Annotated in this window: 12 protein-coding genes; 1 reads left to right on the forward strand and 11 read right to left on the reverse strand. The window is 58.6% G+C overall.

All coding sequences use genetic code 11. The features are described from left to right. Nucleotides 1–26 precede the first annotated feature (26 nt). Nucleotides 27–815, forward strand: coding sequence for a precorrin-3B synthase (locus WMQ00_RS03220; protein ID WP_340440662.1), 789 nt, complete (start codon nt 27–29; stop codon nt 813–815). Between the two features lie 14 nt (nt 816–829). Here WMQ00_RS03220 and WMQ00_RS03225 read toward each other — a convergent pair whose 3' ends face one another. The 11 genes from WMQ00_RS03225 to arc all read right to left on the reverse strand — a co-directional run bounded on the left by WMQ00_RS03225 (nt 830) and on the right by arc (nt 13,871). Next, a complete protein-coding gene (locus WMQ00_RS03225; protein ID WP_023021562.1) occupies nt 830–1,576 on the reverse strand; it encodes an SDR family oxidoreductase in 747 nt (248 codons plus the stop codon). After that, complete coding sequence (locus WMQ00_RS03230) at nt 1,577–2,704, reverse strand: M24 family metallopeptidase (RefSeq protein WP_340440663.1); 1,128 nt, start codon at nt 2,702–2,704, stop codon at nt 1,577–1,579. Between the two features lie 32 nt (nt 2,705–2,736). Then, nucleotides 2,737–5,553 carry a DEAD/DEAH box helicase gene (locus WMQ00_RS03235; RefSeq protein WP_259824520.1) on the reverse strand — a complete coding sequence of 939 codons (2,817 nt, stop codon included), beginning with the start codon at nt 5,551–5,553 and terminating at the stop codon, nt 2,737–2,739. A 21-nt stretch (nt 5,554–5,574) separates the two neighbouring features. Further along, the gene (tatC, locus tag WMQ00_RS03240; RefSeq protein WP_340440664.1) at nt 5,575–6,669 is read right to left on the reverse strand and encodes a twin-arginine translocase subunit TatC; all 1,095 of its coding nucleotides are present in this window, start codon (nt 6,667–6,669) and stop codon (nt 5,575–5,577) included. Between the two features lie 108 nt (nt 6,670–6,777). Next, a complete protein-coding gene (tatA, locus tag WMQ00_RS03245) occupies nt 6,778–7,041 on the reverse strand; it encodes a Sec-independent protein translocase subunit TatA (protein WP_023021558.1) in 264 nt (87 codons plus the stop codon). Between the two features lie 97 nt (nt 7,042–7,138). Then, complete coding sequence (locus WMQ00_RS03250; protein WP_049378140.1) at nt 7,139–8,095, reverse strand: helix-turn-helix transcriptional regulator; 957 nt, start codon at nt 8,093–8,095, stop codon at nt 7,139–7,141. Nucleotides 8,096–8,097: 2 nt separating this feature from the next. Then, nucleotides 8,098–9,084 carry a helix-turn-helix transcriptional regulator gene (locus WMQ00_RS03255; protein ID WP_023021556.1) on the reverse strand — a complete coding sequence of 329 codons (987 nt, stop codon included), beginning with the start codon at nt 9,082–9,084 and terminating at the stop codon, nt 8,098–8,100. 38 nt (nt 9,085–9,122) lie between these two features. After that, on the reverse strand, nt 9,123–10,502 hold the full coding sequence (pafA, locus tag WMQ00_RS03260; RefSeq protein WP_193393080.1) for a Pup--protein ligase: 1,380 nt from the start codon (nt 10,500–10,502) through the stop codon (nt 9,123–9,125). 38 nt (nt 10,503–10,540) lie between these two features. Further along, the gene (locus WMQ00_RS03265; protein ID WP_023021554.1) at nt 10,541–10,732 is read right to left on the reverse strand and encodes a ubiquitin-like protein Pup; all 192 of its coding nucleotides are present in this window, start codon (nt 10,730–10,732) and stop codon (nt 10,541–10,543) included. 44 nt (nt 10,733–10,776) lie between these two features. Then, entirely contained in the window at nt 10,777–12,309 is a 1,533-nt protein-coding gene (gene dop, locus WMQ00_RS03270) for a depupylase/deamidase Dop (RefSeq protein WP_049378141.1), read from the reverse strand. Continuing rightward, on the reverse strand, nt 12,306–13,871 hold the full coding sequence (gene arc, locus WMQ00_RS03275) for a proteasome ATPase (protein WP_049378142.1): 1,566 nt from the start codon (nt 13,869–13,871) through the stop codon (nt 12,306–12,308). The genes dop and arc overlap by 4 nt, the downstream gene beginning before the upstream one ends. Nucleotides 13,872–13,927: the final 56 nt, after the last annotated feature.

A 13,927-nucleotide genomic window follows, 5' to 3' on the forward strand; every position in this document is an offset into this window, starting at 1 on the left:
AGCCGCGGCAGGTTAAACTGGTGCGCATGTTTACTCCTGCGCTTTTCGACGACCCTCAGTACGGCACGTGCACCCGCATCCACGTTGCCGGCGGCAGCACCCACGCCCCAGATTGGGCAACTTTGGCAGAATGCGCCAGTGCTTGCGCGGATGGATTTGTGTACATCGACCGGTTTTCTGCCATCGAGCTGCGCGGAATTACGGATGCGGAGGCGCTTAAGCGGCGGCTCCAGGGCCTGCATCTACATGCCGCCACGGTGCCGGTGCTGGCCTCACCCCTATCGGCAGCGGCCAAGCAGGCGGCCCAAGACATTGCGGCTGAACTGGGTGCGGTAGAAGGTGGGCCAGGTCTTGCAGTCATCGCGGAAGAGGATAACTTGCCCGCGGGTGCCGCTGGTGTGAGCTTAAACATCGACAAGGATGGTTCTTTGTACCTTGGGCGCTCCCCGCTTGTCGACACCCCTACTGCCCCACTTACCCCACACGCAGCCGCCCGTCATTATGAGGAAGCACTCCAGTGCGCGGAGGCCGAGGAACACACAAGCTCCGCCCTGGCAGAACCCGGCCCCATTGGCTGGCTGGATGAGCATCTGCCTGCGGGCATCGTTGATCTGGGCGCAGGCGTTCATAAAGGCGCAATTCCAGCCGAGTTTGCACAGCTCATTGGGCAGCTGGAAGTAGACATCACCGTCACCCCTTGGGGCGGATTAGTCTTTCACAATATCGCTGAGGGCGGTGCCGAGGTGGTTCTGCGCGTACTCGCCCCGCGTGGATTCATCTTCGACATCAACTCCCCACTGCTCCGCGCACACTAGCAGGATCGCAGACTCTAGCGTGGCATGTGCCGCCAGATTGGGCGCGGCACGAGGCGCATGATCCACGCTAGGCCCTGTAGAGCTCTGGGGATCCAGATGGTGCGCGAACGCGGTCTCCCGCGCCGTGCATCGTGGTCTATGCAGCTGACCACGGCCTCGGCCACATCCTCTGGACGCACCGAAAGCGGCGCCGGTTTCATTCCTTCTGTCATGCTGCCAATCACGAAGCCGGGGCGTGCGGTAATGAGTCCTAGCCGACTGCCGTGCAGCTTGTCGGCCAAACCTTGACAGAAGGCGTCAAGACCAGCCTTGGTAGAACCGTAGACGTAATTCGCTCGACGGGCCCTCCACCCTGCGATCGAAGAAAACGCGATGATGTGACCGCGCTGCATGCGCTCAGAAACCAAGGTGAGCAGGGAAATCTGCGCCGCGTAATCAATTTTGGCGATGTCGACCGCGTGGGAAGCATCGCGTTCCGCTCGCTCCTGGTCACCCAGGATGCCAAAGGCTACAACCGCAATCTCCAGAGGTCCTGCTAGCTCTATCGCGCGATCGACAACGCCAGCATGGGACGGAAAATCTGCGGCGTCGAAATCAAGCAAGTGCACGCTGCGCGCGCCCGCCGCCCGCAACTGCTGTTCTCTACCGTCCATTCCATGGGTGCCACGAGCAGCGAGCACGATGTCCTTACCGGGAGCCACCCGCCGAGCTATTTCGCCGCCGATATCACTGCGGCCACCGAGGATTAGTACGCCAGCCATTTAACGGACTTCACGCGGAGCTAGGTTAAGGGACTCGTAGCCATCGCTAGTAAGCACCATGATATCCTCCAAACGCATGCCCCACTTGCCTTCCACGTAGATGCCCGGCTCAATGGAAAAGGCCATGCCTTCTTCCAATGTGAGGTCATTGCCTTCCATAATGAACGGCTCTTCGTGAGTGGATAGGCCGATGCCATGGCCAGTGCGGTGGACAAAGTTGTCGCCCCAGCCGGCTGCAGCGATTGCCTTGCGGGTAATGGCATCGATCTCTGCGGCGATGCTACCGGGGTGGGCTGCAGCGCGGGCGGCTGCTTGGGCGTCGGCAAGCACGGCATAAGCATCCTGAAAGTCCTGCGGTGCCTTGGAAACGTCCCCGCCGACCACGTAGGTGCGGGTGCAATCGGAGTGGTAACCGGAAGGCAGAGTGCCGCCGATATCGACGACGACTGGCTCGCCCTCCGCTAACACACGGTCCGAGAAACTATGGTGCGGGTTGGCGCCGTTCGGGCCCGAGCCGACAATCACGAAATCGATAACGGTGTGCTCTTGCAAGATGAGCTCTTCCAATTCCTGAGCCACCTCCGCCTCGGTGCGGCCCGGCTGGAGGAGTTTTGGTACCTGTGCGTGGACCGCATCGATGGCCTGGCCAGCCTTGCGCAGCTCAGCAATCTCAGCTTCATCCTTGCGGGTAAAAAGCTCCGCCAGCGCGTAGGTAGCCAACTGATAATTGGCTTGTGGGATTAGATCCTGAAAACGCAGGACGTGGTCTGCAGTCAGCGACTGCCCCAGGGCCACATTGTTTAGAGCAGCGCCTGCACCATCTAGTGCTAGCTCATAGGGATTATCGCCGTCGTTCCAACTCCTTAGCTCTACATCCAGCTCTCCTACTGGAGCCGCCTTGATATCGGTGATATCGGTATTAGGCGCTGCGATCCACGCATTGCCTTGCTGCGGCACGACCAAAACGGTAAGGCGCTCGTGCGAGGAAACCCAGGAGCCAGTGAGATAGGCAAAGTCTGGACCCGTACCGATGAGGAGTAGATCGATGTCCTTGTCCTTAGCGGCCTGTTGGGCGGCCTGCAGGCGCTGGGCGTAGACATCAGCGGAAAAAGTCTGAGTAACAGTCATGTCCCAGAGTCTACTCGCCCAAGCCGCGGCCTCTAGGCGCCGATGGCTACCACACCGCGCTGAATGGCATCGATAGCCCGACGGGCATTGCGCTGAATCTCGCCGTCATAACCGGTCTTCGCCACCTGCTGCAGGAGGTCAATGACCTGCCGGCACCAGCGGACAAAATCACCGGGGGTAAGTTCGGCGCCGGCTTCATTAGCGGCAGCCATGCAATAGCCCAAGGGGGCACCGGCTGCCCATTGGTGGACGGCCAGGGCGAAACCAGCCTCCGGCTCACGGGTAGGCGGCAGACGGTGGCGCTGCTCATCGGCGGTGAGTTCGGTATAAACGCGCCACGTGCCATTCATGGCATCGGCCATGCGCTCGGTAGCTGCTTCTGGCTGCCCACTGGTAGCCTTGCGGTTTTCGAAACAGCACAAAGAAGCAACGCCGGCAAGCTCGGCAGGATCCAGCTCATCCCAAATCCCGCGCTTCAAGCACTGTGCCACGAGCAGATCGGATTCGCTGTGAATCTTGGCTAGACGCTCGCCTTCCTCAGTAATTACGGGCGTGCGTTCGGAACCTACCCCGGTGAACTCGACATAGTCCATTTCTGCCAGAAGGTCAACGATGCGCTCGAAGGTGCGGCCCAAAGTATCTGTAGCCTTATTTACCTTGGACTGGAGCTTGTCTCGGTCACGCTCGCGCCGTGCGAGCTTTTGTGCCAAGCCCGCCAGCTGCTCGCGATCAGTAGCCGGCCACTCGTGCGCGGGATGAGCGCGTAGCTGATCGCGCAACTGCCCTACCCGCTTATTGGGCCGAGTACGGGGCTGCGACTTCATCCGCTTGGGGCGATCGAAGTGCTCACGGCGCAAGACATCCTGCACGTAACGGGTATTGCGCCGTGGGTTCTTGCGTACCGGCTTCGGCACTTTAATGCGCCCCACCTGAATGGGAGGATTATTGATCCCGGCGGCGTCGATCCGACCAGACCACCCAGATTCCGTGGTAATCCACGGGCGGGGATCCGCGGTCTGGTTAGCGGGCGTGACAACCGCAGCGAGAATAGGGCGCTTCTTGCCGGGCATGGCGATAACATCACCTAGCTGCAGACGCCCCAGAACCGCAATAACCTCTTGGTTGCGTTGGTTAGCGCTATCGATTTTGGACTGCTTTTCTTCAGCGCTGAGTTCGCGGCGCAGGCGGACGTAGTCCATCAGTACCTCGGCGGGATCTTCCCCGTCTTTGGCAGGAGGTGCTAGCGACGCCACGGCATCATCCAGCTGGCTGCGCAGCTCGCGTACTCGATGTTCCGCGCGCTCAATTTCACGGGTTTCTTCCACCACCGAGCCATCCGCTTGGAACTGGGCAAAAGACTTCTCTAACAACCGAAGAGAGTCTTCGAACCCAAGCATGCCCAGCAAGTTGATTGCCATATTGTAGCCTGGAGCGAAGGTAGAAATGAGAGGGTAAGTGCGGGTGGAAGCAAGGCCGGCTACTTGACGCGGATCCATGGCGGGGGCCCATTGCACGACTGCATTGCCCAAGGTATCGATGCCGCGACGCCCCGCGCGGCCAGTTAGCTGCGTGTACTGGCCGGGGGTGAGATCAACGTGGGCCTCACCATTGAATTTGATGAGTTTTTCTAGCACCACGGTGCGCGCCGGCATATTGATGCCGAGAGCCAAGGTTTCGGTAGCGAAGACGGCGCGGACGAGGCCGCGTACGAAGAGGTCTTCCACGATGTGCCGGAAGGCCGGCAGCATACCTGCATGGTGTGCCGCGAAGCCCCGGGAAAGGGCTTCGCGCCAGCGCTTGAAGTCTAGGACCTGTAGATCTTCTTCGGGGATACCTTCTACACCAGCATCGACGATTTCTTTGATCTGCTGCGCTTCTTCTTGGGAGGTAAGCACCATGCGGCTGCGCAGACACTGATAGAGCGCGCCATCGCAGCCAGCGCGGGAGAAAATGAAGGTAATGGCCGGCAGCATGTCTTGGGACTGGAGTACTTTCAGTACCTCCGGACGGCCCAAGGGGCGATAGCGATCCTGCTGGCGAGAAGCACCGGAGCGTCCCCTTCCCCTTCCACGGAATTCACTACGACCACCGCCCTTGTGGCGGGCGCGGGCGCGAAAGCCCTTGCCGGACTTATAGTCTGCGCGACCGTCATCGGTATCGCCGGCCTCGAGGCGCTGGATTCTACGCTCTAGCTCGGCGTTGACTTGTCCGCCGGATTCGGGCTCGAAAAGCGGATAAATCTTACGTCCCAGCATCATCCACTGGTCGAGCGGAACTGGGCGGTGTTCGGAAACGATGACGTTGGTATCGCCACGCACAGTGGAAAGCCAATCGCCGAATTCTTCCGAATTGGACACTGTGGCAGATAGACCAATGATGGAGACATGGTCTGCCAGGTTGAGGATTACCTCTTCCCACACTGCGCCGCGCGAAGCATCAGCCAAAAAGTGGATTTCATCCATGACCACATGGGTAAGGCGATCTAGTGCTGCGGATTCTGCGTAGATCATATTGCGCAGCACCTCGGTGGTCATAACGACGATCTCTGCATCGGAGTTGATCGATACATCACCGGTGAGCAAGCCGACGGCTTCCTCACCGTGCTCTTCCACCAAGTCGTGATACTTCTGGTTGCTCAACGCCTTAATGGGAGTTGTATAAAAGCACTTGGTACCTCGGCTTAATGCCAGCGATACTGCGAACTCGCCCACAATGGTTTTGCCGGCGCCGGTCGGCGCGCACACCAGCACACCGTGCCCGTCTTCCACGGCTTGGCATCCCTTAACCTGGAACTCATCCAAGGGGTATGGCAGGGCTGCAGAAAAATAATCCAGATGAGTTTCAGTCATGACTCCCCAGGCTACCCGTGCCTAGAGGACATCGTCGAAAAAGCCGCCGCTGTTCGACGAAGTCCCGGTGCCGCCGGTGGTCCACGTCTGCGGCTGCTGTCGCTGTGCCTGCTGGACTGGTTGAGAAACCGGCTGAGAAGGAGCGGGCGAAGGGTGTACCTGGGTTGGCGCCGCGACGGGAGTAGGCCCTCCAACAGCGTCTGGACCGGCACCAAGCGGTGAAGCAGCCTCGTCGTCAAGGTCCATCCACTCGGGGCGCTGGCGTTGCATGCGCTTATCGTGGATGCGGCAGAACTGGAATGCAATCTCGATGAGAAGGATGAGCGATCCAGCCAAAACCACCATTGAGAAGGGATCCTGGCCCGGGGTAACAAAGGCGGCGAAAATCATCACGACGACAATAATGATCCGCCGCTTGTCCTTGACATGCTCATATTCCAGCACGCCAATAAGATTGAGCGACACAATGAGCAGGGGAATTTCAAAGCTGATGCCGAATATCAGCAGCAATGCCAAAAGGAAGTAGAAATAGCGTTCACCTGTCAGCGCTGCTGTTTGGTACTCTTCACCGATGCCCATGAGGAATTCCAGCCCAACGGACAGGATGAAATACGCGAGCACGGCGCCAGCAACGAATAGTCCCACTGCGGCAGAGACGAAACTCAAGGTGTAGCGACGCTCATTTCTATGGAGGCCAGGGACTACGAAGGCCCAAATCTGATATAGCCACACCGGCGAGGACAATACGGTGCCCGCCAGAGCGCCTACCTTCAAGCGCAGCAGGAGCATTTCAAAAGGGCTGGTGGCCAAAAGACGGCATTCGCCATCCGCACTGAAAGAGGCGCGCTTGTCTGCTGGCAGCGCACAATAGGGCTCGCGGAGGATCTCACCCAGCGGGGAGATACCGAACGGTGCGCGTTGGTACCAGATAAAGCCAATGATGGCGCCGACGACCACCGCTAAAACGGCGATGATGACGCGGCGGCGCAGCTCCTGCAGGTGCTCCACCAAGGTCATTTCCCCGGTAGGGTTCTTCGGCTTACGGGAAAACCGCAGCTTCCCCTTCACGTTCTTGCTTGCCTTCGGGGCAGAAACAGGCTGTGACTGTGGCGACATCAGTGTGGCTCTTTCAACGCAAAGAAGCGAACACTTCCCTGCTACGCGGATTGCGAGGGCATATCCGCGCGCTGTAGAGGTGTTCGCGCAACGACGGGCTGGGGGCGTTTACTGCTGAGGGTTGGTGTGGTTCTGCTGGCCCGGCTGCATGTCTGGTCGGTTCCAGAATTCCTCATCGGACTGCTGCTTCTGGTTCAGCTGTGCCTGCGCCTGGGAACGCTGGGTATCCTCGGACTGCATCTCATTAACCTCAGATTTGAAGATACGCATGGAACGGCCCATGGAACGTGCCAGATCCGGCAACTTCTTTGCACCGAATAGCAAGACGATAACGAGAACGATTAGGCCGATTTCCATAGGTCCTAGGCTCATGGAGAAACCTCTTTCAACTAGTGCGCCAGCATGCCGGGCAGCGGTACTTCCGGAAAATCTTCCAGCGGGCGGGCGCAGTTAACGGGCAAGTAACTGGCTATTGAGTATAGCCGCTCAAAGCGGTGTTTCCTCGTTCCGCAATGAGCTTAACCACGGATTGAGGAGCCACTACCCGCAACCTATCAGCTTGACCCAAGGCAAAGCGAATAAGCCAATCTACTGATCCCATAGGCATCGTTGCAGCTATTTCCCCATTTCCCAGGTCTTCGCCCAGCCGCATATCGTAGTATTCGGCCAGCCACGTGAATTCTTGGTGAATTGCTAATTTCACGGTGTCCGCGTTGCCCAAATTAAAGGGTGAAGCGGCATCAAAATCGAGGTCCTTCAGGTGCGGCTGCGCCTGCTCTTTTTCCATATGAGCGTTCCTAATGCGGTCGATCCGGAAGGTGCGATGGGCTTGCTTTGCTTCTTCCCATGCCGCCAGGTACGGCTCAGAATCAACGATGAATATGCGCGCCGGATCCACTAGCCTCTCGGATTCTGCATTAGACGAAGCACTCCAGTAGCGCAGCCGCACCCGCTTTCGTTCATTGACCGCTTGGGTCAAAAGCGCCTGAATATCCGTTTCTTCAGGGGCTGGAGTAGACAGCGAATCGTAGATAGCTGCAGTCTTTTCATCCATGATGCCGCGCAGTTTAGCAGCGGCGGATTCGACCGCGTGGGCATCGATAAGCCCCGGCATGGCCTGCAGGGACTCTAAGGTAAGGAGCAAGGCGCCGGCCTCGGTGGGGGTAAGGCGCAGAGCTTGGCTTAAGCCTTGATCATTGTGGATGGTTACCCCATCGCGGTAGCTGAAGCTGAGATCAATGAGATCTTCAGTATTGCGGCCCGTGCCGGAACAAAATAGACGATCGAGGGCCTCCTTCAGCTCACCGGGCTCCATTCCCAAATCCGTAGCCGCTTCCATGGGCGTTTTGTCGGGGTGATTTTTAAAGTAAGGAATCAGGTTCAAAGAGCGCACGAGCGCCTGGAGCTTTTGCGATGCATCGGCCATAGCTAGCGTCCTTCCTGCCGTTGCGCGGCGGCGCGCAGAAGAGAAATGACCTCCTGGCGCACCCCGCCAGGTTCGACCACCTGTACCTCTGGCGCGTACCCGGCCGCTGTGCGCACGAGCCAATCCTTATCCACGTTGCGCAGCATTACTGTGCCATCAGGCTGCTTCTCGCCCGCATCCATTAACTCCTGTGCCTTTCCCACCGGAATAATAAGCCGCGCGTCTACCTTTTCTCCGCGCTGCAATGCGCGCTCTACCAAGGCCTGCAAGGTCTCTGTTGGGACGGTGTGTTCTGCGGGATGATGTGAGCGTTTGATATCGGAGACACGAAGCGCACGAAAGACACGTGGGGCGCCGCGGTCCACATCGAAACCCACGATGTAAATGTGGCTATCACGGTTGACCACTCCCCAAGGATCCATCACGCGGCGTACTGGCTTAGCGGCCGGGTTTGCGCGGTAGGAAAAAGTAATGCGCAGTCGGTTGCGCACCGCAGCGAGGACAGAGGTAATAACTTCCGGGGCGAGGCGGGTGATGTCATTGACTGCTGTGTACACCGGCGCGCCGGAAAGGTTGCGCGAGGCGCCGCTGGCGGCAATCTTGGTCCACCCAGATAAAGAGAAATCGCTTAAGCCTCCCGTGGTACCCATTCCCCCTGCTATGCCTAAAACCATGGCCTCTTCCGGAGAAAATTCCACCGGCGGTAGCTGGTAACTACTCGCGTCAAGACGGTAGCGCGCGCCATCCTCACCACCGGAATGCACAATGGGCACCCCAGCGCGTTGGAGGGTCGCTATATCGCGCGCCAAGGACTTGGCAAAAGCCTCGCCCGACTTATCGCCGTACCCGGCAACGTGGCGACGAATCCATGCAGCGCTGCGATCAGGGCTACCGCCGGAGTTTGCCGCGCCTTGTAGCGCGAAGGAGAGGTTGGTGAGCCTTTCTACCGCCTCATCATGCCGTTTGGGCGTGGGGTTGTGTGCTGCCACGTGCTGTGTTGTCTCCCTGATATGACTCTATGGTGGATCTAGCTGTGGTGTGAACGCATATAGTCTAGCAATGCATCGACTCGTTCATCGTGGGCAATGAAGGGATCCAAAAGTTCCTCGGTTCGCGGTTCGGGCCGATTGACTTTCAGCCGCGTCCAATCAACGGTGACATTGGCGCCACAGTTACGCGCGGTAGCCAAGAACTGGCCGCGCAGCGCAGCGCGCGTGGTCGCCGGCGCTGTGTCCATCGCGCGTTCAATATCAGAATCCTCAATCCAGCGATCGATAAGACCTTTGCGCAGCAGTACATGGTAGAGCCCGCGTCCAGGACGGATATCGTGATAGGTCATATCAATCTGGGCCAGCTTAGGGTGGTCCCACTGCCCACCGAGCCGCGCACGGTAGCGCTCAAGCAGGGCGAGTTTAATGACCCAGTCGATTTCCCTGTCCACTTCGGAAAAATCTTGGGTCTCAATGGCGCGCAGGGTGCGTTGCCAGAGATCAACTACGCGCCGCATTTCGGAGGTAGGGGTACCAGCGTCTTCCCTTTCTTCCAGCCATTGGCTTGCGCGCATACAGAGCTGCTGTTGCACCTCCAGCGCGGTGACTGATCCACCTCCGCTAAGTGGTAGTTCGGTCGATCCCGTCATATCGCGCGCAATAGCGCGGATATGGTGAATCGGCTTTTCGATCTCATATTTCGGCAGCTCAAATCCGGCCTCCAACATTTCCAAAATGAGCAGCGTTGAACCTACTTTCAGCGCCATAGTTGGCTCGGCCATATTGGAATCTCCCACGATGACGTGCATGCGGCGGAAGCGTTTGGAATCGCCATGCGGCTCGTCGCGGGTATTGATGATGGGACGCGAACGGGTGGTAGCAGAAGAAACGCCTTCCCACACCTGGTCCGCACGCTGCGAGAGCAGGAATTGGGCGGGCTTATCGCCCTTAGCGGGTTGGACCATGCCGGCGCCGCAGATGAGCTGACGGGTGATGAGGAACGGCAGGAGCTCAAGGCCCAAGTCCTTGAGGACCATATGGCGGCTGATGAGATAGTTTTCGTGGCAGCCGAAGGAATTGCCAGCCGAGTCCACGTTGTTTTTAAAAAGGTACACCGCACGCGGGTGGCCCTCAGCGGCGAAAGTTTGCTCTGCTTGCTCGCCAAGCCGGTTGACAATGGCATCGCCGGCGCATTCATAGGCTAAAAGCTGGCTTAAACTATCGCACTCGGCGGTGGCTACCTCGGGGTGGGAACCGACATCGAGGTAGAGGCGGCTGGCATTGGTAGAAAAAATATTGGAGGAGGAATGCTCTTGGACAATGGGCCGGAAAAGCACGCGCGCTACCTCATCGGGGCTCAGAGTCCGTTCCTTCGAGCCCGCGCTGGTAGTTAGGCCATATTCTGTTTCAATGCCCATGATGCGTCGGGCAAAGACAGGGCGCTGGTCACTCACCCTTACTGCCCGCCCTTTTGGACATAGGAGCGCACGAATTCCTCGGCGTTATTTTCTAGTAGCCCGTCGATCTCATCGAGGAGTTCATCGGTGCCGGTTGTATTGATGCTGAGCTGCGTGGAGGTAAATTCCTCGTCGCCAGCGGAGTTATCGCCGCCATTACCGCCGGTGACCTGAGACTGGTGAGTGGACATAGGTGGGAAATCCTTTCTGTGGATCCTGCTTTAATTCGTGGTTGTTAATTACGGTACTCGGGGTGGATCTCGCTGTCAGTGAGTCTTTGGAGAAGATCCTCGACCGTGTCGGCGGCGTCAATCATCTCTCCACATTCAGCCTGAGTGAGACCAGTGGCGATATCCATGGGGACTGTGGCCCACGGTGCGTCGGTGCCCTCCCCTACTCGTACGGTGAGGCTTTGCCAGCTTGCGGCAATGATGTTCTCGCCGAATTTCTGCGTTACTCGGCCGCGGAAATAAGCGCGGGTGTCCTCCGGCGGACAGCTGGAAGCACGCTCAATTTCGGCGGCGCTAAAAAGCTGCCGCATCTGGCCTTTGCGCACTAGAGCGTGGTGAAGCGATTTGGCTGGGTCAATCTCCGCGTATTGCAGGTCTATGAGCCGCAGCTTGGGGTCGTCTGGATTGACGCCGCGGTCGAGATAGCCCTTAATCAGGCGATACTTTGCCACCCAGTCCAGCAGGTGTGCGGCCTGCATCGGGTCTTTCTCCAGTAGCGAAACTACCTCGTCCCAGGCCGCGAGGACCTTGTGATCGGTGGGTGTGCGTGGGGTGACGCGTGCGCGATATTCGGCAAGGAGCTCTAGGGCGGTGAGCTGGCGGGCGTCGGCAAGCGTGAGCCGATGCTGAAGCCTAAGATCGCGGCTCACGCGTGGGACTTCCGCCACAGCATCCTGCAGGCGGAGGTCGCTGAAGTCCACGCCCTCTTCGATGGCATCGAGCACCAGAGAGGTCATCCCCAGTTTGAGCAATGTAGACGTCTGCGACATATTCGCGTCCCCAATGATGACGTGGAGGCGGCCGAAGTCAGCATGGACCGCATGCGGCTCATCGCGGGTATTGATAATGCCGCGGTTGAGGGTGGTCTCCAGCGAGATTTCTTGCTCAATATAATCAGCGCGTTGGGAGATCTGGAAACCTGGCTCTTCACCAAACTCGCCGCGTCCCATGCGCCCGGCGCCGATGACTACCTGGCGAGCAACGAAGAAAGGGATGAGGGCCTGCGCCATGGTGTCGAAGTCCGTTTCACGGGAGTACTGATAGTTCTCATGAGAGCCATAAGAGGCGCCTTTTCCATCCACGTTATTTTTATAAAAACGCAGGGCTGGGCAGGGCTCGTGGTTGGCAAGAACGGACTTTCCTTGCGCGCTCAGCCCCGCCACGGCCGCAGCCGCTTGCAGGAGCGTGGCGTCCCCTGCGGCGTCATAAAGCGTAGCTTCCCAGGCATTAGTGCATTCCGGTGCGGAATACTCCGGGTGCGCGTGGTCAACATAAAAGCGCGCGCCATTAGCCGTGACCACATTGGCTACTCCGATGGCATTCGGGTCGACTACGGGCACCGTCTGGTAGCGCTTGAGATCAAAACCGCGGGAATCGCGCAGCGGGTGTTCCTCGGCAAAATCCCAGCGTGAGCGCGCCCCTGTGTGCATCGCGGCATAAGCTACTACCGCGTGAGTGGAAGAAATAATAGGTGAGTACTCCGGTAGCTCTGGGGTCGCAATTCCGTACTCGGTTTCGGTACCTACAATGCGGCTCATGCGCTCCTCCTTGTGGTCAATAACTCCACCCGTTCCACGCGGGCACCGGAATGGTCTTGGGAAATGATCTTGGTCCATTCCTCCGGGTTGGTGGAGGTAGGTACATATTCGGACTCGGCGCGCTCGGCTGCGATGGCATCGAGCAAGTGTTGCTTGGCGATGCCCTCGTGGTCCCCACCTGCCGCCTGCTCGCTGCCTGCACGCAACCGGAGAGCGTCCTTGATAGCCAGCTTTTTGGCCCGCGAGAGGATATTGGCAATCATTGCGCCGGAGACAAAGTCGCGGTAATGCAATATTTCCCGTTCCCCGCTGGAAAAGTGCAGCTGTACGAAGGGGCGATCGGCATAAAGCTCATCCACCGCGGCGATAATGAGTTCGTCCAACGCGCCCTGGTGCGGGACGGATTCGGTGAAGTGCCGGGCGAAAATTTCTCGGGCCCCCTGTTTATTCGGGCGGTTAACCCGGATCTTGATGTCAAGCCGGCCGGGGCGCATGATGGCGGGATCGATGAGTTCTTCGCGGTTGGTAGCGCCAATGACGATCACATTGGACAGGCTCTCAACTCCATCGAGCTCCGTGAGCAGCTGGGGAACAACCGTGGTTTCCATATCGGAGGACACACCCGAGCCACGAGTGCGGAAGATCGATTCCATCTCATCGAAGAAGATGACCACTGGCCGGTCAGCGCTGAGCTGGGCCAATTCGCGGGCCCGCTCAAAAATGAGGCGGATGCGGCGTTCCGTCTCCCCCACATACTTATTGAGCAGCTCTGGGCCCTTGATATTGAGGAAGTAGCTCGTGCCGTCGCTGCCTAATTGCTGGGCTAAAGAGTGGGCTACTGCCTTGGCAATAAGCGTCTTACCGCACCCTGGAGGGCCATACAGGAGCACGCCCTTAGGCGGCTGTAGCTCGTATTGGTGATAGAGGTCGGGATGGATAAACGGTAGCTCTACGGAATCGCGGATCTGGGAAATCTGCTCGTCCAGCCCGCCGATATCCTCATAGCGCACATCCGGGACCTCTTCCAAAGAAAGCTGGGTGACTTCAGTCTTTTCCACCTTTTCTAGTGCGATGGCAGCTTTGGGATCCACGAGTACTACCTCGCCTGCCGACACCCGGGTATCCTCGCGCAGTGCTTGGGCTAGCAGCACTACCTTTTCCTCACCAGAGGAATTTGCCACTATCAGGCGGTCTTGACTGAGGCGCTCCACCACCGTTGCTAGCTCGCCTGTACGCTCAGGCGGGCACCCTTCCACGACCACGAAGCCATCGCCCAAGCGAACCTGCTGGCCGGCCGAGAGACTGCCTGGTTCCACGTTAGGCGAGACCTTAAGCTGCATAATGCGGCCATTGGTATAGACGTCCGCGGTGGTTCCCACCTCGCTGTGGTTCGGCGAATAACCTAGAAAAACACCGTAGGTCGATGCCGGCTCAGCCAGCGCGTTGAGCTCGGCAAAAAGCTGCTCCAGCTTCACGCGCGATTCTTTTAATAAGCCCGCCAACTTCTGATTGCGGGCGGCAAGCTGGCTTACCTGCCGCTTATAGTCCGTGGCTTCATCCATGCCCACTACTCTAACGCGGCGCGGGCAGCGAAAGAGGGCACTTCCGCTTTAAATTC

Origin of the sequence: Corynebacterium sp. KPL2825 (assembly GCF_037908445.1) — a bacterium.
GTDB classification, from domain to species: domain Bacteria; phylum Actinomycetota; class Actinomycetes; order Mycobacteriales; family Mycobacteriaceae; genus Corynebacterium; species Corynebacterium kefirresidentii.

Bases quoted from the DNA above. Each gene is read 5' to 3' on its own strand.
- WMQ00_RS03220 (WP_340440662.1), top strand. From the start codon at position 27: ATGTTTACTCCTGCGCTTTTCGACGACCCTCAGTACGGCACGTGCACC.
- WMQ00_RS03225 (WP_023021562.1), bottom strand. From the start codon at position 1,576: ATGGCTGGCGTACTAATCCTCGGTGGCCGCAGTGATATCGGCGGCGAA.
- WMQ00_RS03230 (WP_340440663.1), bottom strand. From the start codon at position 2,704: ATGACTGTTACTCAGACTTTTTCCGCTGATGTCTACGCCCAGCGCCTG.
- WMQ00_RS03235 (WP_259824520.1), bottom strand. From the start codon at position 5,553: ATGACTGAAACTCATCTGGATTATTTTTCTGCAGCCCTGCCATACCCC.
- tatC (WP_340440664.1), bottom strand. From the start codon at position 6,669: ATGTCGCCACAGTCACAGCCTGTTTCTGCCCCGAAGGCAAGCAAGAAC.
- tatA (WP_023021558.1), bottom strand. From the start codon at position 7,041: ATGAGCCTAGGACCTATGGAAATCGGCCTAATCGTTCTCGTTATCGTC.
- WMQ00_RS03250 (WP_049378140.1), bottom strand. From the start codon at position 8,095: ATGGCCGATGCATCGCAAAAGCTCCAGGCGCTCGTGCGCTCTTTGAAC.
- pafA (WP_193393080.1), bottom strand. From the start codon at position 10,502: ATGGGCATTGAAACAGAATATGGCCTAACTACCAGCGCGGGCTCGAAG.
- WMQ00_RS03265 (WP_023021554.1), bottom strand. From the start codon at position 10,732: ATGTCCACTCACCAGTCTCAGGTCACCGGCGGTAATGGCGGCGATAAC.
- dop (WP_049378141.1), bottom strand. From the start codon at position 12,309: ATGAGCCGCATTGTAGGTACCGAAACCGAGTACGGAATTGCGACCCCA.
- arc (WP_049378142.1), bottom strand. From the start codon at position 13,871: ATGGATGAAGCCACGGACTATAAGCGGCAGGTAAGCCAGCTTGCCGCC.